This window comes from Pseudomonas laurylsulfativorans (assembly GCF_002906155.1).
In the GTDB taxonomy this organism is placed as follows: Bacteria; Pseudomonadota; Gammaproteobacteria; order Pseudomonadales; family Pseudomonadaceae; genus Aquipseudomonas; species Aquipseudomonas laurylsulfativorans.
The window spans coordinates 218,899-243,971 of the sequence record NZ_MUJK01000004.1; the positions used below are offsets into that span (position 1 = coordinate 218,899).

Consider the following 25,073-nt stretch of genomic DNA (forward strand, 5'->3'; position numbering starts at 1 on the left):
AATCTCTTCCAATAAAAAAATACCGAGCTCTTTCGAGCCCGGTATCGGATCAGTCAAGGTTTACCACTGAAACTCAGTGAATCCAAGTCTGCACATCGGTTGCGACCAACAACTGGACGTCGCCGTCGTTGAACACGTTGTAGCTGGTGCCATCGACCGTGGTGGTCCCGGCAGCCTGCCACTGGCCACCGTCGCCCGTGATGTTGACCGTGTCGTTATGGTCACCGTCGATGATCATCTGCACCGGTGCCGCGGCACCGCTGCCCACATCCACCTGGCCAGCCTGGCCGAGCTTGGCGACTGTCTCGGCATCGACGGTCAGTACGCTGGCCTTGCCGCCATCGGTCGACAGATCGATGGCACCCAGGGAGTGGGCATCGACTGTCGACGAATCCAGCTTGGTCAGGTCCAGGGACTGATTGCCATTGGCGTCGGTGCGGAACCAAACGTCGGCGATCGTATGGCTCTGGCCATCGCTGGTTTCGTAGCTGCTGTCGAGGCCGATCAGGTTGCCATGGTTGAGCTCGGCGATCTTGGCCACATCCAGGTTGAACTGGGTGATGCCCAGCTCCTTGAGGGTGTGCATCTCGCCCTTGTCACTCACGCCATCGTTATTGGCATCGACCCAGACTTGCAGCGCCGCGAACAGCTGGTCCCCCGCGTTGACCGCGCCGTCATGGTTGCTGTCCAGGCTGACGAGTGCCTCGAAGCCGTCCTTGGCCAACGAACCGTCCGGTAGACGGAACGAGGAACCGAACAGCTCGGAGCCATCGTTGACCTGGCCATCGCCATTGAGATCGAGCGCCAGCAGGCCGTCACCGCCAGCGGTCCAGCCAGTGGCTTCCTTATGACCGTCGGCATTGAGGTCGAACTTCACGCCGTTGCTCAGGTGGGTGGTCTGCACGCCATCGCCGTTGAGGTCCAGGACCAGCGGCGTGGACAGGGCCAGTGCGTCGATCTGGGTGGCGGTCATCGCCTGCAGTTGCGCCGTGGTGAACGAATCAACCTGGGTCATCGACAGGTGCGACAGTTGCGCCGTGGTCAGGACGGCGGCTTGCGCCGTGGTCAGGGCCGCGACTTGCGCCGTGGTCAACGCCGCCATGTCGGTGGTTTCGATCGCCACGATCTGCGCGGTGGTCAGGGCCGCTACATCGGCAGTTTCCAGGGCGCTGATCTGGGTCGGCTTGAAGGCCGCGATCTGCGCCGTGGTCAGGGCTGCGACCTGGGCAGTGGTCAACGCTACCAGTTGGGCAGACGTCAGCGCGCCGATATCGGCGGTTTCCATGGCCGCCACTTGCGTGGTGGTCAGGGCTGCGATCTGGGTCACCTTCAGCGCCGCCACTTGGGCGGTGGTCAGGGCAACCACCTGTGCGGTGGTCAGGGCAGCGGTCTGCGCGGCGGTCAGGCTTGCAGTGTTGGTCACTGTCAGCGCGGCGATGTCCGCGGTTTCAAGGGCCGCCACTTGCGTGGTGGTCAAAGCAGCCGCTTGGGCGGTGGTCAAGGCCGCCACCTGAGCAGTGGACAGGGCCACGACCTGGGCGGTGGTCAGCGCCGCGACATCAGCAGTTTCCATGGCGCTGATCTGGGTCGGTTTCAGTGCCGTCACTTGTGCCGTGGTCAGTGCCGCGACCTGGGCGGTGGTCAAGGCTACCAGTTGAGCGGAAGTCAGCGCGCTGACATCGGCAGTTTCCATGGCCGCCACTTGCGTGGTGGTCAGGGCCGCTACTTGCGCGGTGGTCAGAGCGGCCACCTGGGCGGTGGTCAACGCCACTACCTGAGCGGTGGTCAGCGCCGCGACATCGGCGGTTTCCATGGCACTGATCTGGGTCGGCTTCAGTTCCGCCACCTGGGCGGTGGTCAGCGCTGCGACCTGAGCGGTGGTCAGGGCGGCGACGCTGGCGGTGGTCAGCGCGGCGACATCGACGGCCTGCATGGCCGCCACTTGCGTGGTGGTCAGTGCAGCCACTTGGGCCGGTTTCAGCGCAGCCACCTGGGCGGTGGTCAAGGCCACGACCTGGGCGGTGGTCAGGGCAGCGGCCTGGGCGGTGGTCAGCGCGGCGACGCTGGTCACTGGCAAGGCAGCGATGTCAGCGGTTTCGATGGCCGCCACTTGCGCGGTGGTCAAAGCCGCCACTTGCGCGGTGGTCAGTGCAGCCACCTGGGCAGTGGTCAGGGCCACCACCTGGGCGGTGGTCAGCGCCGCGACATCGGCGGTTTCCATGGCACTGATCTGGATCGGTTTCAGTGCCGCCACTTGTGCCGTGGTCAGTGCTGCGACCTGGGCAGTGGTCAACGCTACCAGTTGGGCAGACGTCAGCGCGCCGACATCGGCGGTTTCCATGGCCGCCACTTGCGTGGTGGTCAGGGCAGCCACTTGTGCCGGTTTCAGCGCGGCCACCTGGGCGGTGGTCAGGGCCACGACCTGGGCGGTGGTCAGGGCAGCGGTCTGCGCGGTGGTCAGCGCAGCGACGCTGGTTGCTGGCAAGGCAGCGATGTCAGCGGTTTCGATGGCCGCCACTTGCGTGGTGGTCAAAGCAGCCACTTGCGCGGTGGTCAGTGCCGCCACCTGGGCGGTGCTCAGGGCCACGACTTGAGCCGTGGTCAAGGCGGCCACGTCGGCGGTTTCCATGGCGCTGATCTGGGTCGGTTTCAGTGCCGCCACTTGTGCTGTGGTCAGTGCCGCGACCTGGGCGGTGGTCAAGGCTACCAGTTGGGCAGACGTCAGCGCGCCGACATCGGCGGTTTCCATGGCCGCCACTTGCGTGGTGGTCAGGGCTGCGATCTGGGTCACCTTCAACGCCGCCACTTGGGCGGTGGTCAGGGCCACCACCTGTGCGGTGGTCAGGGCAGCGGTCTGCGCGGTGGTCAGTGCGGCGACGCTGGTTGCTGGCAAGGCAGCGATGTCAGCGGTTTCGATGGCCGCCACTTGCGCGGTGGTCAAAGCAGCCAATTGCGCGGTGGTCAGTGCCGCCACCTGGGCTGTGGTCAGGGCCACGACCTGAGCGGTGGTCAGCGCCGCCACATCGACAGTCTGCAGGGCACTGATCTGGGTCGGTTTCAGTGCCGCCACCTGGGCGGTGGTCAGGGCTGCGACTTGGGCGGTGGTCAAGGCGACGACACCCGCCGTGGTCAATGCAGCGATGTCAGCGGTTTCGATGGCCGCCACTTGCGTGGTGGTCAGGGCCGCCACTTGCGCGGTGGTCAGAGCGGCCACCTGGGCGGTGGTCAACGCCACTACCTGAGCGGTAGTGAGCGCCGCCACGTCAGCGGTTTCCAGAGCCGCGATCTGAGCCGGGGTCAGCGCCGCGATCTGGGCGGTGGTCAGCGCCGCTACCTGAGCGGTGGTCAGGGCCACGACGCCGGCGGTGGTCAACGCGGCGACATCGACGGCCTGCATGGCCGCCACTTGCGTGGTGGTCAGTGCAGCCACTTGGGCCGGTTTCAGTGCGGCCACCTGGGCGGTGGTCAAGGCCACGACCTGAGCGGTGGTCAGGGCCGCGGTCTGCGCGGTGGTCAGCGCGGCGACGCTGGCCGCTGGCAAGGCGGCGATGTCAGCCGTTTCGATGGCCGCCACTTGCGTGGTGGTCAAGGCAGCCACTTGCGCGGTGGTCAGTGCCGCCACTTGGGCGGTGCTCAGGGCCACGACTTGAGCGGTGGTCAAGGCGGCCACGTCGGCGGTTTCCATGGCACTGATCTGGGTCGGTTTCAGTGCCGCCACTTGTGCCGTGGTCAGTGCCGCGACCTGAGCGGTGGTCAAGGCTACCAATTGGGTAGACGTCAGCGCGCCGACATCAGCGGTTTCCATGGCCGCCACTTGCGTGGTGGTCAGGGCTGCGATCTGGGTCACCTTCAGCGCCGCCACTTGGGCGGTGGTCAAGGCCACGACCTGGGCGGTGGTCAGGGCAGCGGTTTGCGCGGTGGTCAGGGCGGCGACGCTGGCCACTGGCAAGGCAGCGATGTCAGCGGTTTCGATGGCCGCCACTTGCGCGGTGGTCAAAGCAGCCAATTGCGCGGTGGTCAGTGCAGCCACCTGGGCAGTGGTCAAGGCCACCACCTGGGCGGTGGTCAGCGCGGCGACATCGACAGTCTGCAGGGCGCTGATCTGGGTCGGTTTCAGAGCCGCCACTTGTGCCGTGGTCAGGGCTGCGACTTGGGCGGTGGTCAAGGCGACGACACCCGCCGTGGTCAATGCAGCGATGTCAGCGGTTTCGATGGCCGCCACTTGCGTGGTGGTCAGGGCCGCTACTTGCGCGGTGGTCAGAGCGGCCACTTGAGCGGTGGTCAACGCCACTACCTGAGCGGTAGTGAGTGCCGCCAGGTCAGCGGTTTCCATAGCCGCGATCTGAGCCGGGGTCAGCGCCGCGACCTGGGCGGTGGTCAGCGCCGCTACCTGAGCGGTGGTCAGGGCCACGACGCCGGCGGTGGTCAACGCGGCGACATCGACGGCCTGCATGGCCGCCACTTGCGTGGTGGTCAGTGCAGCCACTTGGGCCGGTTTCAGTGCGGCCACTTGGGCGGTGGTGAGGGCCACGACCTGGGCGGTGGTCAGGGCCGCGGTCTGCGCGGTGGTCAGCGCGGCGACGCTGGCCGCTGGCAATGCAGCGATGTCAGCGGTTTCGATGGCTGCCACTTGTGCCGTGGTCAGTGCCGCCACTTGCGCGGTGGTCAGTGCCGCCACCTGGGCGGTGGTCAACGCCACCACCTGAGCGGTGGTCAACGCCGCGACATCGGCAGTTTCCATGGCACTGATCTGGGTCGGTTTCAGTGCCGCCACTTGTGCCGTGGTCAGTGCCGCGACCTGGGCAGTGGTCAACGCTACCATTTGGGCAGACGTCAGCGCGCCGACATCGGCGGTTTCCATGGCCGCCACTTGCGTGGTGGTCAGTGCAGCCACTTGGGCCGGTTTCAGCGCGGCCACCTGGGCGGTGGTCAGGGCCACAACCTGGGCGGTGGTCAAGGCAGCGGTCTGCGCGGCGGTCAGCGCGGCGACGCTGGTTGCTGGCAAGGCGGCGATGTCAGCGGTTTCGATGGCCGCCACTTGCGTGGTGGTCAAAGCAGCCACTTGGGCGGTGGTCAGTGCCGCGACCTGGGCGGTGCTCAGGGCCACGACTTGAGCGGTGGTCAAGGCAGCTACGTCGGCGGTTTCCATGGCACTGATCTGGGTCGGTTTCAGTGCCGCCACTTGTGCTGTGGTCAGTGCCGCGACCTGGGCAGTGGTCAAGGCTACCAGTTGGGCAGACGTCAGCGCGCCGACATCGGCGGTTTCCATGGCCGCCACTTGCGTGGTGGTCAGGGCTGCGATCTGGGTCACCTTCAGCGCCGCCACTTGGGCGGTGGTCAAGGCCACGACCTGGGCGGTGGTCAGGGCAGCGGTCTGCGCGGTGGTCAGGGCGGCGACGCTGGTTGCTGGCAAGGCAGCGATGTCAGCGGTTTCGATGGCCGCCACTTGCGCGGTGGTCAAAGCAGCCACTTGCGCGGTGGTCAGTGCCGCCACTTGGGCAGTGGTCAAGGCCACCACCTGGGCGGTGGTCAGCGCGGCGACATCGACAGTCTGCAGGGCGCTGATCTGGGTCGGTTTCAGAGCCGCCACTTGTGCCGTGGTCAGTGCTGCGACCTGGGCGGTGGTCAAGGCTACCAGTTGAGCGGAAGTCAGGGCGCCGACATCGGCAGTTTCCATGGCCGCCACTTGCGTGGTGGTCAAAGCAGCCACTTGCGCGGTGGTCAATGCGGCCACCTGGGCAGTGGTCAGGGCCACGACCTGAGCCGTGGTCAGTGCCGCGACATCGACGGTCTGCAGGGCGCTGATCTGGGTCGGTTTCAGTGCCGCCACCTGGGCGGTGGTCAGGGCCGCGACTTGGGCAGTGCTCAAGGCGACGACACCCGCAGTGGTCAATGCAGCGATGTCAGCGGTTTCGATGGCCGCCACTTGCGTGGTGGTCAGGGCCGCTACTTGCGCGGTGGTCAAAGCGGCCACTTGAGCGGTGGTCAACGCCACGACCTGAGCAGTAGTGAGCGCCGCCACGTCAGCGGTTTCCATAGCCGCGATCTGAGCCGGGGTCAGCGCCGCGACCTGGGCGGTGGTCAGCGCCGCGACTTGAGCGGTGGTCAGGGCGACGACGCTGGCGGTGGTCAGCGCGGCGACATCGACGGCCTGCATGGCCGCTACTTGCGTGGTGGTCAGTGCAGCCACTTGGGCCGGTTTCAGCGCGGCCACCTGGGCGGTGGTCAAGGCCACGACCTGGGCGGTGGTCAGGGCCGCGGCCTGCGCGGTGGTCAGCGCGGCGACGCTGGCCACTGGCAAGGCAGCGATGTCAGCGGTTTCGATGGCCGCCACTTGCGCGGTGGTCAAAGCAGCCACTTGCGCGGTGGTCAGTGCCGCCACCTGGGCGGTGGTCAGAGCTACCACCTGAGCGGTGGTCAAGGCGGCCACGTCGGCGGTTTCCATGGCACTGATCTGGGTCGGTTTCAGTGCCGCCACCTGTGCGGTGGTCAGTGCCGCGACCTGAGCGGTGGTCAGGGCCACGACGCCGGCGGTGGTCAGCGCGGCGACATCGACGGCCTGCATGGCCGCCACTTGCGTGGTGGTCAACGCTGCCACCTGGGCCGGTTTCAGCGCGGCGACCTGGGCGGTGGTCAAGGCCACGACCTGAGCGGTGGTGAGGGCAGCGGTCTGCGCGGTGGTCAGGGCGGCGATGCTGGCCGCTGGCAAGGCAGCGATGTCAGCGGTTTCGATGGCCGCCACCTGGGCGGTGGTCAGGGCAGCGAGCTGGGTGGTTTTCAGCGCGGCGACCTGGGCAGTGGTCAGGGCCACCACCTGAGCCGTGGTCAAGGCGGCCACGTCGGCGGTTTCCATGACACTGATCTGGGTCGGTTTCAGTGCCGCCACTTGTGCAGTGGTCAGTGCTGCGACCTGGGCAGTGGTCAACGCTACCAGTTGGGCAGACGTCAGCGCGCCGACATCGGCAGTTTCCAAGGCCGCCACTTGTGTGGTGGTCAGCGCTGCGACTTGCGTGGTTTTCAGCGCGGCGACCTGGGCAGTGGTCAGGGCGACTACCTGTGCGGTGGTCAGTGCGGCGGTCTGGGCCGTGGTCAGGCTGGCGAGCGAGGCGACCGGCAGCACAGCGATATCCGTCGCTTCGAAGGCGGCGACTTGCGTTGTCGTCAGCGCGGCGATCTGCGTGGTTTTCAGTGCGGTGACCTGAGCGGTGGTCAGGGCTACGACCTGCGCGGTCGTCAGTGCCGGTACCTGCGCGGTCGAGAGCGTGGCAATGTTCGGCGTGGTGATGACCGCGATCTGCGCAGCGGTCATCTGGGCGATCTGAGCGGTGCTCAAGGCAGCAATATCCTGGGTCGCAAGCCCAGCAATGGTGGTTGTACTCAGGGCAGCGACTTGCGCTGGGGTCAACGAAGAAATAAAGCTCATGAACGCATCCTGTTTAGGGGTCATTTACGGCGCTGCCAGCGTTGTCGCCGTAGCCTTGGGCGAAAATTTGGTAGCCCTCGTGTCATTAGCGACACATTCAGTCAAAACATTAAGAATTTTTTTGATGGCTTTTTGCCTTTTGTAAGTTTTTAGTTATAAAAAATCTTTGTGTTATAGGCTCAGACTGTAATGATTAGATGTCATATGGCCATCATTCATGGTTGACGCCATTCTTTGCGCGCTGACCAAACGGCACGCCGTTGTGCTGTCATGACCTTGACCCTTGCCCAGCACTTCCCCTAGTGTGCGCGGGCGTCCGTTGGCAGGCATTGGCCAGCGGAACATGCCCCCATTTCCCCTTTTGCCATCCGGCAAGGGCCTTGATCGAGTAACTGATTGTGAAAACCTTCCTCCATGTAGGTTGCGGTCCAAAGAGCAAGAACAGCACGACCAAGGGCTTCGCCTCGGAGCAGTGGCAGGAGCTGCGCTTCGATATCGATGAGAGTGTCAACCCGGACATTGTCGGCACCATGACCGACATGTCCCAGGTCAAGGACGCTTCAGTGGATGCGCTGTTCTCCAGCCACAACATCGAGCATCTCTATCCTCATGAAGTGCCGGTAGCCCTGGCGGAGTTCAAGCGCGTCCTCAAGCCTGGCGGCTTCGTGATCATCACTTGCCCGGACTTGCAATCGGTGTGCGCCCTGGTGGCCGAAGACAAGCTGACCGACGAGGCCTACCTTTCACCGGCGGGCCCGATCGCGCCTATCGACATCCTCTACGGCCATCGCCCGGCCATGGCCAACGGCAACGTGTTCATGGCGCACCGTTGCGGTTTCACCAAGAAGGTCCTGACCGGCTCCCTGCAAGCGGCCGGCTTCGACATGGTGCTGCCGATCCAGCGTGCCCATCCGGCCTATGACCTGTGGGCGGTAGCGGCACTTGCGCCGATCTCCGAGCAGGAAGTGGTGGCGATCGCCAACCAGCATTTTCCTTCTTGATCCATGCTGAACCGCGGGTCCGACACGCAGGGCCCGCCTTCGCTAAGGCAGATATTGCGGGACGGGCCGCATCGGGATGGCTTGCCTCATCACTGTGTTTCCCAATGAACTCATTGAGTTAGGTCATAACCAGGGTGAGCGTTTGCACAAAGACGCAAAGTGGAAAGCGCCGTGCAATTGATGCCTTATGGAAAAATTCGAAATACGGCGGACAAAAAAAGACCCGGCAAAAAGCCGGGTCAAAAACCGTGATTAGCCTGATGAGGAGATAGTCCAGGAGACCGACCTAAGGTCACCTGGTCCATCGACTGATCTCGCGACCAGTTACTGCAATAATAATCATTCTCGTTTGCAAGTCAAATATTTTTACCTGCTCGATAGGAAAATTCTTTCCTGTCCTCTCGATTTGCCTACTCACCTCAACCGTTTTCATACTTCTCCAGCGATCGATCGACCATCGCTTTGGCCATGTCGATCATGTGCACCGTCGAAAACGCCAGGTCGCGGTTTGCGCCGTGCAGGTGATTGGCTGACTCGTACGCGGTGGCAGCGGCACAGCGCAACAGGTCCAAAGCATGGACCAGCGCCTCTTCGCCGCTGATACTGCGGTTCACATCAAAAAAACGCGGCTCGGCCACCTCCTCCGAAACAGCAGGTTTCAAGTAGTAGTCCAGCGCGCGTTGTGCCGCCGCAGAGTCCAGGGAGGAGGTGAGGGTAGTTTCGATTTGGAAGTCCGGCAGGTCATTGGCAGGTGGGTTCATGGCGATGGCAAGCTCCGTGTTAGATTCAGATCCGTGAATCGATCTTAATACGAACTGTATTTGTGACGATAAATTAAATACTACAATATGTGTTTTGATGGCCGGAGTCGCCCACGTATCGTGCCGCACATGGATAAATGGATTGAATTGGTCAAGGCCAAGATGAGTGAACTCAAAATCACTCAAGAGATACTCGCCGAGCGCCTCGGGATGTCCCAGGGCGGCATTGGCCACTGGCTCAACAAACGTCGTGAACCCGGCATCGAAGACATGAACCGTGTGCTGCGGGCGCTGGGTCTTGAATTTCTCGAAGTGGCGCTGGTGATCCGGGAACCGCAGGCGTCAACGGATGATGAAATTCCCCTGGCACAGAAGTACAACCCGTACTTTCGCTACCCGATCAGTGACTGGCGCGAACCTGCCGAAGTGCGCGACGGTGAGGTCGCGGTGTACGCAAAAGAGCTCTATGAGGTGTCCGATTACCACGCCCGGGGGCGGGCATTCTGGTTGAAAGTGGCGGGCGATGCGATGACCGCACCCAATGGCATCAGCATTGCGGAAGGCATGCTGATCCTGGTGGACCCGGAGGTGGAAGCGGTGCCCGGCAAACTGGTCATTGCCCAGTGGCCGGACAGCGCCGAAGCGACTTTTCGCAAGTTGATCGAAGAGGGCGGGCAGCGTTATCTGGTCCCGCTCAATCCGACGTATCCGAAAGCCTTGTACGCCGACGAATGTCGAATCATCGGCGTAGTGGTTCAGGCAACAGCCAGGTTCTGATCAGATCGGTCCACGCAGTGCGTAGGACCGATCTTCATTTCACGCTTCTTCCAGTTCGACCAGCGCACTGCCTTCGCTGACCATCTCGCCTTCCTGGCAGTACAGCGCCTTGATCACGCCGGCATGGGGCGCGCGAATGCTGTGCTCCATCTTCATCGCTTCCAGTACCACCAATTGCGCCCCGGCTTCGACCGATTGCCCAGCCTCCACCAATACGCGGACGATGCTGCCGTTCATTGGTGCGGTGAGCCCGCCCTGATGACTGTGGCTGGCCTCGACGGCGCTGATTGGGTCGTAAGACTCGATGCGGCGCAATTCGCCATTCCACTGCAGGTATACATATTCGCCACGGCGTATGGCCCTGTGCTGACGGCGCACGCCTTCGTGCTCGGTCAGCAGTTGCTCGCCCTTGAGGCGTGCGCTGTGGGCATGGATGTCGCCCAGCGTCAGCGCACGGTCCTGACCTTCACAACTTAGGTGCAGGGTAATTTCTCTCGGCAAGCCGGCACGCAGCCCGTTAGGGGCAGCCCACGGCGAACTCGGGTCATCGGCGCGGGTTGCATGGGGCTGGCTCTGGGCAAACGCCTGGGCGGCGGCTTGCCAGAAATCCTCACTGAGTTCCGCTGACGCCGGCAGCAACTGTTCCTGATAGCGTGGAATGAAGCCGGTATCGAGTTCGGCAGCGGCGAACGCCGGATGACCGATAATGCGCCGCAAGAAATTGATGTTGGTCTTCAGCCCGCCGATGGCGAATTCGTCCAGCATGCTCAGCAGGCGCAAGCGTGCCTGTTCACGGTCCTCGCCCCAGGCAATCAGCTTGCCGAGCATCGGGTCGTAGAATGGCGAAATCTCATCACCTTCTTCAACGCCGCTGTCCACTCGACGCCCCGGTCCTTGGGCGGATTCGCGATAGAGCTCCAGACGACCAGTCGCCGGCAGGAAATCATTGCCCGGGTCTTCGGCATACAACCGCACTTCGATCGCGTGCCCTACCAGCGGCACCTGATCCTGGGTCATCGGTAACGCTTCGCCGCGTGCCACGCGAATCTGCCAGGCCACCAGGTCGAGGCCGGTGATGGCTTCGGTGACCGGGTGTTCCACTTGCAGGCGGGTGTTCATCTCCATGAAGAAGAACTCGCCCCGCGCATCCAGCAAAAACTCCACGGTGCCAGCACCGACATAGCCAATGGCCTGGGCCGAACGCACGGCGGCTTCACCCATGGCGCGCCGAAGTTCCGGGCTCAAGCCCGGCGCCGGGGCTTCTTCGACGACTTTTTGGTGTCGCCGTTGAATCGAGCAGTCGCGCTCATTGAGGTACAGGCAGTTGCCGTGTTGGTCGGCGAACACCTGGATTTCCACGTGACGTGGCTTGAGCAGGTATTTCTCCACCAGCATCCGCGAGTCGCCGAACGACGACTGCGCCTCACGCTGTGCCGAGGCCAGGGCTTCGGCCAGTTGGCTGACGTCCTCGACCACCTTCATGCCTTTGCCGCCACCACCGGCGGTGGCCTTGAGCAGTACTGGGTAGCCGATGCGTTCGCAGGCGGCGCGGAAGGTTTCCAGGTCCTGGGCTTCGCCGTGATAACCCGGTACCAACGGCACGCCGGCGGTTTCCATCAGGGCTTTGGCGGCGGACTTACTGCCCATGGCATCAATGGCCGAGGCGGGCGGGCCAAGGAAAATCAGGCCGGCCGCTTCGATGGCGCGGGCGAACCCGGCGTTCTCCGACAGAAAGCCATAGCCGGGATGAATCGCCTGGGCACCGCTGGCCTTGGCAGCGGCGATCAGTTTGTCGATCTGCAGATAGCTGTCGGCGGCTTTACTGCCGCCCAGGTCAACGCGAATATCGGCTTCGCGGCTGTGCCGGGCGTCACGGTCGGTGGCGCTGTGAACGGCCACGGTAGTCAGGCCCAGCGCCTTGGCCGTACGCATGACCCGGCAAGCGATTTCGCCACGGTTGGCCACCAGCAGGGTGGTGAGGACAGGTGCGCTCATCAACGGGGCTCCTTGGTGGTTTGTGCTTGCCAGCTTGGCGGACGTTTTTGCAGGAACGCACGCAAGCCTTCCTGGCCTTCGGAACTGACGCGGATGCGGGCGATGGCGTTTTCGGTGTAGCGGCGCAGTGCCGGGTTCAGCGAACCATCGCCGACTTCGCGCAGCAGATCCTTGCTGGCGCGCATCGCGGCTGGACTGTTGAGCAACAGGTTGTCGATCCACTGCTCGACTTTCTGTTCCAGTTCCGCCGGCGGATAGCTCTCCGACAACAAACCGATTTCCCGTGCCCGTTGGCCACCGAAGCGCTCAGCGGTCAAGGCATAACGCCGGGTAGCGCGCTCGCCAATGGCTTGCACCACGAACGGGCTGATCACCGCCGGCGCCAGGCCGATGCGTACTTCCGAAAGGCAGAATTGCGCGTCATCGGCACCAATGGCCATGTCGCAGCAACTGATCAGGCCTAGCGCACCGCCAAAGGCTGCGCCTTGCACTACAGCCAGGGTCGGGACTTTCAGCTTGGCCAGGTTGTACATCAACTCCGCGAGTTCCCGGGCGTCATCGAGGTTGGTGGCGTAATCGAGTTCGGCCGATTGCTGCATCCATGCCAGATCGGCACCGGCGCTGAAATGTTTGCCGCGACCGCGCACGATCAGAAACCGCAGGCTGGCATCGCTCGCGACTTTGTCGAGGGCAAGGATCAGCTCGCGGATCATTTCGGCATTGAAGGCGTTGTTCTTTTCTTCACGGCTGAGCCACAGCGTGGCAAAACCACGGGGGTCGGTCAGCAGTTCGAGGGTGTTGAAGTCGCTCATATTCGTCCGTCTCCACGGTCCTTGTGGGAGCGGGCTTGCTCGCGAAACGATTTTACGATTGCTACGCAATCGAACGGGAGCAAGCTCCCTCGCCACACAAGCCCGCACCCACAGAAAATCACATCCGGAACACGCCGAAGCGGCTCGGTTCGATTGGCGCGTTCAACGACGCGGACAAGGCCAGGGCCAATACTTCGCGGGTCTGGGCCGGGTCGATGACACCGTCGTCCCACAAGCGCGCGCTGGAATAGTAGGGGTGACCCTGTTCTTCGTACTGGTCGAGGATCGGTTGCTTGATCTCGGCTTCCTGCTCGGCGCTGAAACCCTGGCCACTGCGCTCGGCCTGCTCACGCTTGACCTGCACCAGCACGCCGGCCGCCTGTTCGGCACCCATCACGCCGATGCGTGCGTTCGGCCACATCCACAGGAAGCGCGGATCGTAGGCGCGGCCACACATGCCGTAGTTGCCGGCGCCGAAGCTGCCGCCGATGATCACGGTGAACTTCGGCACCTTGGCGCAAGCTACCGCCGTCACCAGTTTCGCGCCGTGCTTGGCGATGCCGCCGGCTTCGTATTTCTGGCCGACCATGAAGCCGGTGATGTTCTGCAGGAACAGCAGCGGGATACCGCGCTGGCACGCCAGCTCGATGAAGTGCGCGCCTTTCTGCGCCGCTTCGGCAAACAGGATGCCGTTGTTGGCGAGGATCGCGATCGGGTAACCGTGCAGGTAGGCGAAACCGCAGACCAGCGTGGTCCCGAACAGCGCCTTGAACTCGTCGAACACCGAACCATCCACCAGACGCGCAATCACTTCGCGTACGTCAAACGGTTGCTTGGCGTCGGCCGGGACCACACCGTACAACTCATCGCTGCTGTAGAGCGGGGCGATCGGCGTGCGTTGCTGAACCTCACCTTGCTTGCGCCAGTTGAGGTTGGCGACGCTGCGACGGGCCAGCGCCAGCGCGTGCTCATCGCTCTCGGCGTAATGGTCGGCCACTCCGGAAATCTTGCAGTGCACATCGGCCCCACCAAGGTCTTCGGCACTGACCACTTCACCGGTCGCGGCTTTCACCAGCGGCGGGCCGGCGAGAAAGATGGTCGCCTGTTCGCGGACCATGATTGCTTCGTCGGCCATCGCCGGTACATACGCGCCGCCAGCGGTGCAGGAACCCATGACCACGGCAATCTGCGGGATGCCCATGGCGCTCATGTTGGCCTGGTTGAAGAAGATCCGCCCGAAGTGCTCGCGGTCCGGAAACACTTCATCCTGACGTGGCAGGTTGGCACCGCCAGAGTCCACCAGATAGATGCAAGGCAGGCGGTTCTGCTGGGCGATGGTCTGGGCGCGCAGGTGTTTTTTCACGGTCAGTGGGTAGTACGAGCCACCTTTGACCGTGGCGTCGTTGGCGACGATCATGCACTCGACGCCCTCCACGCGGCCGATCCCGGCAATCACGCCTGCGGCGGGGACGTCTTCGCCGTACACCTCGTAAGCAGCCAGTTGGCTGATTTCCAGAAATGGTGAACCCGGATCAAGCAAGCGGTTGATGCGCTCGCGAGGCAGCAGCTTGCCCCGCGAGGTGTGGCGTTCCTGGGCCTTCGGGCCGCCACCTTGCGCCACTTGGGCGAGCAGGGTATGCAGGGCGTCGACCTGTTTGAGCATCGCCGCGCTGTTGGCGGCGAACTCCGCTGAACGGGGGTTGAGCTGGGTGTGCAGGGTAGCCATGGGCAGCTCCGTCTCAGCGGGTTTCGTTGAACAGTTCACGACCGATCAGCATGCGACGGATCTCACTGGTGCCGGCACCGATTTCGTACAGCTTGGCGTCACGCAGCAGACGACCAGCAGGGAATTCGTTGATGTAGCCGTTGCCCCCTAGAATCTGGATCGCGTCGAGGGCCATTTGCGTTGCGCGTTCGGCACTGTAGAGGATCACGCCGGCGGCGTCCTTGCGCGTGGTTTCGCCACGCTCGCAGGCCTGGGCCACCGCATACAGGTAAGCGCGGCTGGCATTGAGCTGGGTGTACATGTCGGCGACCTTGCCCTGGATCAGCTGGAATTCGCCAATGCTCTGGCCGAACTGCTTGCGGTCATGGATGTACGGCACGATCAGGTCCATGCACGCCTGCATGATCCCGGTCGGGCCACCGGAGAGCACGACGCGCTCGTAGTCGAGGCCGCTCATCAGCACTTTCACGCCGCCGTTGAGTACGCCGAGGATGTTTTCTTCCGGCACTTCGACGTCATCGAAAAACAGTTCACAGGTGTTCGAGCCGCGCATACCGAGTTTGTCGAACTTGTTGCTGCGGCTGAAGCCTTTCCAGTCGCGCTCGACGATGAAGGCGGTGATGCCGTGGGGGCCCTTTTCCAGATCGGTCTTGGCGTAGATCACGTAGGTGTTGGCGTCCGGGCCGTTGGTGATCCAGGTCTTGCTGCCGTTGAGCACGTACTTGTCGCCGCGTTTGTCGGCGCGCAGTTTCATCGAGACCACGTCGGAACCGGCGTTCGGTTCGCTCATGGCCAGGGCGCCGATGTGCTCGCCGCTGATCAGTTTCGGCAGGTATTTGGATTTCTGCTCGTGGTTGCCGTTGCGGTTTATCTGGTTGACGCACAGGTTGGAGTGCGCACCGTAGGACAGGGCCACCGAGGCCGAGCCACGGCTGATTTCTTCCATTGCGACGACGTGAGCCAGGTAACCCAGGCCAGCGCCGCCGTACTCTTCCGGTACGGTGATACCCAACAGGCCCATGTCGCCGAATTTGCGCCACAGGTCGGCGGGGAACAGGTTGTCGATGTCGATCTGAGCGGCGCGCGGGGCGATCTCTTTGGCGACGAAGGACTGAACCTGATCGCGCAGCATGTCGATGGTTTCACCGAGGGCAAAGTTCAGGGATGGGTAGCTCATGGGTCACCTTTTGGCTTTTTTGTAGGGCGGGGAGGGCCGTGATTGGGTTCTCACCTTTACGTTAACGTAAGCCTGTGACGAATGGCTGTCAATCACCCTTTACGTTAACGTCAACTTGAGCGAGAGTAGAGCCAGTTCAAGATAGAACAGCGGACCAATTCTGTAGGAGCGAGCTTGCTCGCGATGAACTTGAAGGCGACGCATTTTTCAGGCTGTACGCGTCATCGTTGACCTCCATCGCGAGCAAGCTCGCTCCTACAGATCCAGGTATCCGCCGGTAGCCCATAAATAAAGACAATAGGGGTCGTCATGGATCAACCCAGTGCAAGCCCGCAACGCAGTTATACCCGTGGTTCCCAGGACAAAGCCTTGTTGGCGATGACCATCGGCCAGGCGTTCGATAACACCGCCGCGCAATACCCGGACGGGGAGGCGCTGGTGGTGCACCATCAACAGCTGCGCTACACCTGGCGGCAATTGGCGCAGGCTGCGGACCTGCACGCCAGGGCACTGCTGGCGCTGGGGCTGCAAGCAGGAGACCGCCTCGGCATCTGGGCACCGAACTGCGCGCAGTGGTGCATCACTCAGATTGCCACGGCGAAAATCGGCGTGATCCTGGTCAACATCAATCCGGCCTACCGCAGTTCCGAGCTCGAGTATGTCTTGAAGCAATCCGGTTGCCAGTGGCTGGTCTGCGCCGGGGCCTTCAAGACTTCCAACTATCACGCCATGTTGCAGGGCCTGGTGCCGGAACTGGCGGAGCAGTCCATCGGCAAATTGCTCAGCGAGCGGTTGCCGGAGTTGCGCGGCGTGATCAGCCTGGATGTGCAGCCGCCCAGCGGTTTCCTGCCGTGGTCGCAACTGACGGATCTGGCTGGCGGTGTGTCCCCTGAACAATTGCGCGAGCGTCAGGAAAGCCTGCATTTCGACCAGGCGGTGAACATCCAGTACACCTCTGGCACCACCGGTTTTCCCAAGGGCGCGACCCTCAGTCACTACAACATTCTCAATAACGGTTACATGGTTGGCGAAAGCCTGGGCCTGACGGCGGCCGATCGCCTGGTGATCCCGGTGCCGCTATATCACTGTTTCGGCATGGTCATGGGCAACCTCGGCTGCATCACCCATGGCAGCACGATGATTTACCCCAACGATGCCTTCGATCCGCTGCTGACCCTGAGCACCGTCGCCGAAGAAAAGGCCACCGCACTGTACGGCGTGCCGACCATGTTCATCGCCATGCTCGATCAGCCGCAACGTGCCGAATTCGACCTGTCGAGCCTGCGCACGGGGATCATGGCGGGCGCAACCTGTCCTATCGAGGTGATGCGCCGGGTCATCAGCGAAATGCACATGAGCGAAGTGCAAATTGCCTACGGAATGACGGAAACCAGTCCGGTGTCATTGCAGACCGGTCCTTCAGACGACCTGGAACTGCGCGTGACCACCGTTGGTCGTACCCAGCCGCAACTTGAAAGCAAAATCATCGACGAAGCGGGCAACCTGGTGCCGCGTGGCACCATCGGTGAGCTGTGCACCCGCGGTTACAGCGTGATGCTGGGCTACTGGAATAACCCCGAAGGCACGGCAGAAGCGATCGATCAGGCCGGGTGGATGCACACCGGGGACCTGGCGAGCATGAACGACGAGGGTTATGTGTGCATTGCCGGGCGCAACAAGGACATGATCATCCGTGGCGGTGAGAACATTTACCCGCGGGAGCTCGAAGAGTTTTTCTTCACTCATCCAGCCGTTGCCGACGTGCAGGTGATCGGCATTCCTTGCTCTCGTTACGGCGAAGAGATCGTCGCCTGGATCAAGTTTCACCCCGGCCACAGCGCCACCGAGCAAGAGCTGCAAACCTGGTGCAAGGAGCGCATCGCACACTTCAAGACGCCGCGTTACTTCAAATTCGTCGAGGAGTTTCCGATGACGGTAACAGGCAAGATTCAGAAATTCCGCATGCGCGAGATCAGTGTCGAGGAATTGCAAAGCAAGCTGGGCTGACAAGGCCCCTGTAGGAGCGAGCTTGCTCGCGAAGAGCGTCAACGATAACGCGTGCAGCCTGGATAAACGCGGTGCCCTTGAGTTCTTCGCGAGCAAGCTCGCTCCTACAAAGGGCGCATCGGAAATCTCAAATGCCAGACAGCACAAAGGGGAGCCGAAGCTCCCCTTTAATTTGTCGTTGCGCGTGCTCTTTTTTTATTATTGAGGGTCGGTCTGTTGTTGTTTTTGGCAACCGTTGCCCTTTACAGCTGTTTTTGGCGATCCCCATCCGGGATCAAGAGCAAACGTATTTTTTTGAGCGCTGATCTACTTTCTCGCTAAGCGATCCAACCAGTTCGGGAGCTACCTGAAGGTAGTTTTATTATTCTCTGCCCGGTTGCGGGTCACTCCGAAAAGCACCCTGAAAAGCACATCTTCTCCAAAAAAATCTGTTAGCTGCGTCTCTGCCGTGTTGTTTTTGTTATGTCAGAGTCGTTACGTCTTGTTTTTATTAGGTTTGCCGCAATTTTTTTATTCTTGTTATGCGATAGATATAGCAGAAGCCGTGCCAACTTTTTAAAAGTCTTTAAAATCAATGGTTTGAGTTTTAGTAGGGTTTTTCGCTTCAGGCAAAACCCTACATTTTGTTTCCGTGTTACTCGCTTACGCCCACGTTTGAGTCCGTGCGGTAACACCCGGACACACTCAGCGCACTCACTGTGCGCTGCGGGCCCTGGCCACGCGGGAGCCGGTAGGGCGACCCAGTACGGTGCAAATCTGCTGACCGGCGATCATCAAGGCGTCGAGGTCGATTCCGGTGTCGATGCCCAGGCCGTTGAGCAGGTAAACCACGTCTTCGGTCGCGACGTTCCCGCTGGCACCCTTGGCATAGGGGCAGCCGCCGAGACCCGCGATGGAACTGTCGAACACCGAGATGCCTTCCAGCAAACTGGCGTAGATGTTGGCCACGGCCTGACCGTAGGTATCGTGGAAGTGCCCGGCGAGTTTTTCCCGGGGTACATCCTTTGATACCACTTCAAACATTTTCCGGGTTGCGCCAGCGGTGCCGGTGCCGATGGTGTCCCCCAGCGAGACCTCGTAGCAGCCCATGGCGTACAGCTCGCGGGCGACCAGGGCGACCTGCTCCGGGGAGACGTTACCTTCATAGGGGCAGCCCAGCACACAGGACACATACCCGCGCACGGTAATCCCGTGTTGTTTCGCGGCGTCCATGATCGGCGCGAAACGCTCCAGGCTTTCGCTGATCGAGCAGTTGATATTGCGCCGGGAAAACGCCTCGGACGCCGCCGCGAACACGGCCACTTCCTTGACTCCGGCGGCAAGGGCATCTTCAAAACCGCGCAGATTGGGTGCGAGCGCGCCATAAACCACGCCCGGTTTGCGTTGGATTTGAGCAAAGACATCGGCGGAGCCGGCCATTTGCGGCACCCACTTGGGCGAAACGAAACTGCCGACTTCTATATAGCCGAGCCCGGCTGCGGTCAGTGCATCGACCAGTTGCACCTTGTCGGTAACACTGATGGGCTGGGCTTCGTTTTGCAGGCCGTCGCGTGGGCCGACTTCGACTATGCGTACGTGGGTGGGGAGGGGCATGGGGTTCGACCTGTTTTATTTGTCTGAATGAACAGTAAACCCTGTAGGAGCGAGCTTGCTCGCGATGGACTCCCAGGCACCGCGTTTATCCAGCAGGCACGCGTTATCGTTAACGACCATCGCGAGCAAGCTCGCTCCTACAAGGGGGCGGGTTTTATTGAATGACTTCCTGGCTTTTGAGCGTCTGCTCCAACGCCTGCACGCAGCGTTCTTCGGCAGTGTCCAGCTCCAGTTTCATCTGTTCGATGTCCAGCAACTGCTGCTCCAGCTGTTCCCGACGCTCGCTGATTTTTGCCAGCATGCTGTGCAACTGTTTGGTGTTACCGCTGGACGGATCGTAAAGCTCGATCAGCTCGCGGCATTCGGCCAACGAGAAACCGATGCGTTTGCCCCGCAGGATCAGCTTCAGGCTGACCTTGTCGCGGGGCGAGTAAATGCGTTCCTGGCCCCGGCGCTCTGGGCTGAGCAGGCCTTGCTCTTCATAAAAGCGAATGGCGCGGGTGGTGATGTCGAGCTCGCGGGCGAGGTCGGAAATGCTGTAGGTCTGGCTGCTCATGGAAGCGCTCGCAAAAGGTCATGGCGCTAAGCTAATGGCAGGTTGACGTTTACGTCAAGCGATGTGAATTTTCAGTGTTCTTGCGGGCCACTTCGCGAGCAGGCTCGCACACATCGGATCTGCTGTGAGCACGAAATCTTTGTACTACGAAGATTCCCTGTGGGAGATTCTATGTTTGGGGGGAACCCCCAAGCATAGAATTAGGCTTGTATTCACTTTGGTTTTTCATCAACGCGAACATCACTCTGGCCAGCTTGCGTGCCAGGATAACCAAGGCTTGAGTACCTTTTAGGCCTCTGGCCAGATAACTCTCGTAGTACGGTTTCCAGATCGGCGAACGGCTGGCGGCCATGGCGCTGTTGTGAAACAGGCGCCGGAACTCCGAGTCTCCTCGCTTGGAGAGTCGACGCCTTTGATCCTTTTGTCCTGACTGCCTCACCCGCGGATCCATGCCGAGGAAGGCCACGTATTCGTCGCTGTTAGCAAATTTTCCACGCAAAAACGCTGTGGCCGCTGCTGTGGCTGTCAGGAGCCCGACACCCTCGACGGCCTGGCAGCGCTTCACCTGATCCTGCATCCCGGCGTCCTCAGCAATCTCCTTGAGTGTTTTCTGAATCGTTTTTTCGAACTGGGCAATGGCGGCCAGAAGCTGCTTGAACTGTTCTTTGAGCAGGGGTTCGTTTTTCCAGCTTTGCTTGAGTGCGACACAGCCCCGGACCAACTGAGCCCGGCGACGAAGCAGGCTTTTGAGTTGGGTGTAAGCCTTCGGCGGAGGACTCCAGATCCTCAGTCTGTCGGACTCCCTGCTCAAGTAACGCGCCAGCAGTTCGGCATCCAAGGCATCTGTTTTCGCCCTCATGCCTATTCCGTCGCGGTATTTGTTGAGGCGACAGCCATCGATGACATAAACGTCATGGCCCATTTCATGGGCTATTTCCGTTGTATCAAGGTGATAGATATTGGTCGCTTCAAGCGCGATAGCGCTGTTCGCAGGTAGCGTCTTGAGCCATTGCTTCAGGGCTGATCGCTTGTTCGCGACATTTCGGGTTCGTTCCAGGTCGGATCGATAGATAACAATCTCGTCCTTCGCCACATCCACACCAACGACCACCTGAGAATCAAGGATTGTCATGGCCCACCCTCCGAGCTAGGGTTTAAAGACTTGTTGGGGTTCACCGTTGCGCTGGCTTGTTTCTATCGTCGGTCCGAGCCGATGCATTCCTTATCGGCGCATTAGGTGAAGGGGTGGGACGAAGTCTCCCACGGTCTGTACTGGTCAGAGTCAGATGACGAGCTTTAGTCCCACCCACCCCTTCAAGTCTAAACATACAAGCGAGCCTGCTCGCGAAGAAGTCTCCGCGGTATAAAGCCCTACACCTTCTCGAGCTTTTTCTCCTGCGCCGTCACCTGCTGGCACAACTCGATCATTTGCTCGCGCATCCAGCGGTTCGCCGGGTCCTGGTCAGTGCTTTCGTGCCAGTAAAGGTGGGTTTCCACCGGCGGTACATCGTTGACCGGCAGATAAAAGGCGTGCAGGTCGTTGCGGCGGGCAAAGCGTTCCGGCACGGTCATGACCATGTCCGTCTGCTGCAATACTTGCGAGGCCATCAGGTAATGCTGGGAGCGCAGGGCGATCTTGCGCTGGATGCCCATCTTGCCCAGCGCCAGGTCGACATAGCCGAGGCCGCTGCGACGGCTGGAAATATGGATGTGGGTCAGGCCCAGGTAATCATCCAGCGTGAGTTTCTCCTTGCCCGCCAGCGGATGCCCCTTGCGCATGGCGCACACGTAGCGGTCTTCCATCAATTTGACGTGACGCACCTGCGGGTCGGTGTTGAGCGGCGCATCGACCGCGAAGTCCAGGCGTCCGGCCGCCAGTTCCTTGGTGGTTTCACGGCGTTTGGACAGGAAGCTTTCGATGATCACCGTCGGCGCCAGGCGGCGTAGACGCTGGAACAGCGGCGGCAGGATCACCGCTTCGGTAAGGTCGGTCATGCTGATGCGATAGGTCTTGACCGCTTGCTGCGGGTTGAAAATGCGGCTCTCCTGCACAGACACGCGCAGCAGCGAGAGCGCGTTGCGCACCGGGCCGATGATGTTCTGGGCCATGGGCGTCGGCACCATGCCCTGGGCGGTGCGCACGAACAGCGGGTCGTTGAAGGTCTCGCGCAGCCGCGCCAGTGCGTTCGACACCGCCGGCTGGGTGATGCCGACAATCTGCCCGGCACGGGTCAGGTTGGCTTCGGTATAGATCGCGTCGAAGACGATGAAAAGGTTGAGATCGACCTTGCTCAGATTCATTACGCGGCTCTCTTAATGTGTGGGCGGACTGACCGTGACGATCAGTCGATCATATATCGGTGATGAATGTTTATACACGCCGAGAATAGGCTAGGTAAATTATCAACGCTGTTCTAGCATCGATACATGACCTAAAACAACCTCCCCCAAGAAGGTATCTCGCTCATGGATTTCGCTTATTCGCCCAAGGTTCAGGAACTGCGTGAGCGCGTAACAGCGTTCATGGACACTTACGTTTATCCCGCCGAAGCCGTGTTCGAGCGTCAGGTCGCCGAGGGCGATCGCTGGCAGCCGACCGCGATCATGGAAGAGCTCAAGCTCAAGGCCAAGGCTGAAGGCCTGTGGAATTTGTTTCTGCCTGAGTCCGAGCTCGGTGCCGGCCTGACCAACCTCGAATATGCGCCGCTGGCGGAAATCATGGGCCGCTCGCTGCTGGGGCCAGAGCCGTTCAACTGCTCGGCACCGGACACCGGCAACATGGAAGTGCTGGTGCGTTACGCCAACGAAGAGCAGAAACAACGCTGGCTCGAACCGCTGCTGCGCGGCGAGATCCGCTCGGCGTTCGCGATGACCGAACCGGACGTTGCGTCCTCCGACGCCACCAACATGGCCGCCCGCGCAGTGCGCGATGGTGACGAGTGGGTGATCAATGGCAAGAAATGGTGGACCTCGGGTGCTTGCGACCCGCGCTGCAAAATCCTGATTTTCATGGGCCTGAGCAATCCCGATGCACCGCGCCACGCCCAGCACTCGATGATTCTGGTGCCGGTGGACACGCCCGGTGTGAAGATCGTGCGTCCACTGCCGGTGTTCGGTTACGACGACGCGCCTCATGGGCACGCCGAAGTGCATTTCGAAAACGTGCGGGTGCCGTACGAAAACGTCCTGTTGGGCGAAGGGCGCGGCTTCGAAATCGCTCAAGGTCGCCTTGGCCCTGGCCGGATTCACCACTGCATGCGTTCGATCGGCATGGCCGAGCGTGCGCTGGAACTGATGTGCAAGCGCTCGGTGAGCCGCACCGCGTTCGGCAAGCCTCTGGCGCGCTTGGGCGGTAACGTCGACAAGATCGCCGACTCGCGGATGGAAATCGACATGGCACGCCTGCTGACTTTGAAAGCGGCGTACATGATGGACACCGTAGGCAACAAGGTGGCGAAAAGCGAGATCGCGCAGATCAAGGTCGTCGCGCCAAACGTGGCATTGCGGGTGATCGACCGGGCGATCCAGATCCATGGCGGGGCAGGGGTTTCCAACGATTTCCCGCTGGCCTACATGTACGCGATGCAGCGCACCCTGCGCCTGGCCGACGGCCCGGACGAAGTGCACCGTGCGGCGATCGGCAAGTTTGAAATCGGCAAATATGTGCCGAAAGAGATGCTGCGTAGCGGGCACTGACAATGCAGAGTCTTTGTAGTCAGTGAGCTTTTGTGGCGGTGCGGCGTTCCGACAAGCCCCCTCGCCACAGTAAGCTCTCAGTCACATTGTTCGGGGCTCAATTCAATACACCCAAACCTCAACCCGCCGATTCTTGATCCTCCCCTCATCGGCGCTATTGGCCGCCACCGGCATCTCTGCGCCAAACCCGCGGATCTCGCGAAACACCACGCCGCTCTTCACCAACTCCCGCCGCACCGCCATGGCTCGCAGTTTCGACAACAAATCGGCGCGCGCCGGGTCACTCTTGGCATCGCCAAAGCCCACCAGTGTTACCTGGTCATTGGTTTTGTCGTGCTGCTTTATATAGTCGAGCACTCGCCACAGGTCCTGTCGGGCTTTGTTGTCCAAGGTGGCGCTGCCTTCTTCGAAGCGGAAATTCACCGATAGCCGTTGAGCATGTCGACTCAGGGCCTGATAGCCCTCGGGCATCAGCGCATTCGGCGCGACGGCCATGGCCTGGACGGTTTGGGCAATAAATCCGTTGGCGGCGACAATGGCCTGACCCTTGGTGCTCTGGGCAAAGGCCACCAGCGCTTGGGCCCAGGGATTTTTCTCGTTGGGTGGCAGGTAGAAAAACAATCGACGGGACAGCGGATAATCTTCCGTGGCAATCAGGCTGTTGAGCGGCAGCATGGCTTGTGATTGACCGTCGACAATGGCCACGGCTTTGGCCCGGCGCACGTAGGGCAAACCGATGAAACCGATGCCTTGCGGGTCAGCGCTGACCGCATCGGACAGTTGTTCGCTGGACTCGAAACGCTTCGCCGCGCTGCTCAGGGTTTTCCCACGACCACTGAGCACCAGTTCCTTGAAGGTGTCGTAAGTCCCGGACTGATCATCCCGTGCATAGAGATGAATCGGCCCGCCGCGGCCACCGAGGTCTTCCCAGGTTTTCACCTCGCCACTGAAAATGCGCGCCAGTTGCGCGGTGTCCAGTTGGTTCAGCGGATTATCCGGATGAAGGATGATTGCCAGGCCATCGATGGCAATGACCTGTTCGGCGCTCGGACTTTTCAGGTCGCCGAGGGATTGCAGGCTGGCCAGTTCGTTGTCTTTGATCGGGCGCGACGAGGCGGCAAGATCGGCGCTGGCTGCTTTCAGCGCAGTGAAGCCGGTGCTGGAACCATGGGCTGCCACCTCCACCACGACCCGGCGACCCTGAACGGTTTCAGCGACAATGCGCAGTTCGTTGGCGGTGTCCGGGGTTTCGCGGTGAATCTTGCGCAGGCCTTGCTCGCTCAGCAGGCCCTCGACCAGCGCCGGTCCCAATGCCGCGCCGATGGTGTTGGAACCCTGGATGCGCAACACGGGGCCGTGGTCGGGTATCGGCAAGTCGCCGGCCGAGGCCGCCGGTGGCAAGCCCACGCACAGCATCAACAGGAACAACACGCGCAGCATCATGCCGGCACCTTAAATAGCCAAAGGGGGTGCCGGGAGATTAAGTCAGTAAGGTTTCCGAAAAATGACACTTGTAGGAGCGAGCTTGCTCGCGAGGGCGGTGGTTCAG

At 61.5% G+C, this 25,073-nt stretch carries 15 protein-coding genes; 4 read left to right on the forward strand and 11 right to left on the reverse strand.

Annotated features, from left to right (window positions below; genetic code table 11):
* Window positions 1–73: 73 nt before the first annotated feature.
* Window positions 74–7,423, reverse strand: a complete 7,350-nt coding sequence (locus B0D71_RS31570; RefSeq protein WP_205886003.1) for a beta strand repeat-containing protein — start codon at window positions 7,421–7,423, stop codon at window positions 74–76.
* Between the two features lie 398 nt (window positions 7,424–7,821).
* On the opposite strand from B0D71_RS31570, the gene B0D71_RS14915 reads away from it, so the two are divergent.
* A complete protein-coding gene (locus B0D71_RS14915) occupies window positions 7,822–8,424 on the forward strand; it encodes a class I SAM-dependent methyltransferase (RefSeq protein WP_103395442.1) in 603 nt (200 codons plus the stop codon).
* Between the two features lie 419 nt (window positions 8,425–8,843).
* Here B0D71_RS14915 and B0D71_RS14920 read toward each other — a convergent pair whose 3' ends face one another.
* A complete protein-coding gene (locus B0D71_RS14920) occupies window positions 8,844–9,185 on the reverse strand; it encodes a DUF6124 family protein (protein WP_103395443.1) in 342 nt (113 codons plus the stop codon).
* A gap of 129 nt (window positions 9,186–9,314) precedes the next feature.
* Between B0D71_RS14920 and B0D71_RS14925 the strand changes: the two genes are divergently transcribed.
* Window positions 9,315–9,962 carry a LexA family protein gene (locus B0D71_RS14925; RefSeq protein ID WP_103395444.1) on the forward strand — a complete coding sequence of 216 codons (648 nt, stop codon included), beginning with the start codon at window positions 9,315–9,317 and terminating at the stop codon, window positions 9,960–9,962.
* Between the two features lie 39 nt (window positions 9,963–10,001).
* Here the strand turns inward: B0D71_RS14925 and B0D71_RS14930 are convergent, their stop codons facing one another.
* The 4 genes from B0D71_RS14930 to B0D71_RS14945 form a co-directional block, all read right to left on the reverse strand.
* Window positions 10,002–11,957: an acetyl/propionyl/methylcrotonyl-CoA carboxylase subunit alpha gene (locus B0D71_RS14930; protein ID WP_103395445.1), complete on the reverse strand. Its 1,956-nt coding sequence runs from the start codon at window positions 11,955–11,957 to the stop codon at window positions 10,002–10,004.
* The gene (locus B0D71_RS14935; RefSeq protein WP_103395446.1) at window positions 11,957–12,769 is read right to left on the reverse strand and encodes a gamma-carboxygeranoyl-CoA hydratase; all 813 of its coding nucleotides are present in this window, start codon (window positions 12,767–12,769) and stop codon (window positions 11,957–11,959) included. Before B0D71_RS14935 ends, B0D71_RS14930 begins: the two co-directional genes overlap by 1 nt.
* Before the next feature lie 118 nt (window positions 12,770–12,887).
* Entirely contained in the window at window positions 12,888–14,495 is a 1,608-nt protein-coding gene (locus tag B0D71_RS14940) for a carboxyl transferase domain-containing protein (protein WP_103395447.1), read from the reverse strand.
* Window positions 14,496–14,508: 13 nt separating this feature from the next.
* Window positions 14,509–15,672 (reverse strand): isovaleryl-CoA dehydrogenase, encoded by a 1,164-nt coding sequence (locus tag B0D71_RS14945; protein WP_007946948.1) that lies wholly within the window; start codon window positions 15,670–15,672, stop codon window positions 14,509–14,511.
* Window positions 15,673–15,981: 309 nt separating this feature from the next.
* Here B0D71_RS14945 and B0D71_RS14950 point away from each other — a divergent pair, with 309 nt between their 5' ends.
* The gene (locus tag B0D71_RS14950) at window positions 15,982–17,679 is read left to right on the forward strand and encodes an AMP-binding protein (RefSeq protein WP_103395448.1); all 1,698 of its coding nucleotides are present in this window, start codon (window positions 15,982–15,984) and stop codon (window positions 17,677–17,679) included.
* 693 nt (window positions 17,680–18,372) lie between these two features.
* Here B0D71_RS14950 and B0D71_RS14960 read toward each other — a convergent pair.
* The 4 genes from B0D71_RS14960 to B0D71_RS14975 all read right to left on the reverse strand — a co-directional run bounded on the left by B0D71_RS14960 (window position 18,373) and on the right by B0D71_RS14975 (window position 22,129).
* A complete protein-coding gene (locus tag B0D71_RS14960) occupies window positions 18,373–19,272 on the reverse strand; it encodes a hydroxymethylglutaryl-CoA lyase (RefSeq protein ID WP_103395450.1) in 900 nt (299 codons plus the stop codon).
* Window positions 19,273–19,426: 154 nt separating this feature from the next.
* Window positions 19,427–19,828 (reverse strand): MerR family transcriptional regulator, encoded by a 402-nt coding sequence (locus B0D71_RS14965; RefSeq protein ID WP_103395451.1) that lies wholly within the window; start codon window positions 19,826–19,828, stop codon window positions 19,427–19,429.
* 169 nt (window positions 19,829–19,997) lie between these two features.
* A complete protein-coding gene (locus tag B0D71_RS14970) occupies window positions 19,998–20,960 on the reverse strand; it encodes an IS110 family transposase (protein ID WP_103393606.1) in 963 nt (320 codons plus the stop codon).
* A 239-nt stretch (window positions 20,961–21,199) separates the two neighbouring features.
* Complete coding sequence (locus tag B0D71_RS14975) at window positions 21,200–22,129, reverse strand: LysR family transcriptional regulator (protein WP_008053617.1); 930 nt, start codon at window positions 22,127–22,129, stop codon at window positions 21,200–21,202.
* Window positions 22,130–22,294: 165 nt separating this feature from the next.
* On the opposite strand from B0D71_RS14975, the gene B0D71_RS14980 reads away from it, so the two are divergent.
* The gene (locus tag B0D71_RS14980; RefSeq protein WP_103395452.1) at window positions 22,295–23,524 is read left to right on the forward strand and encodes an acyl-CoA dehydrogenase; all 1,230 of its coding nucleotides are present in this window, start codon (window positions 22,295–22,297) and stop codon (window positions 23,522–23,524) included.
* A gap of 102 nt (window positions 23,525–23,626) precedes the next feature.
* On the opposite strand, the gene B0D71_RS14985 is transcribed toward B0D71_RS14980, so the two are convergent.
* The gene (locus B0D71_RS14985; protein WP_103395453.1) at window positions 23,627–24,967 is read right to left on the reverse strand and encodes a substrate-binding domain-containing protein; all 1,341 of its coding nucleotides are present in this window, start codon (window positions 24,965–24,967) and stop codon (window positions 23,627–23,629) included.
* Window positions 24,968–25,073 lie beyond the last annotated feature (106 nt).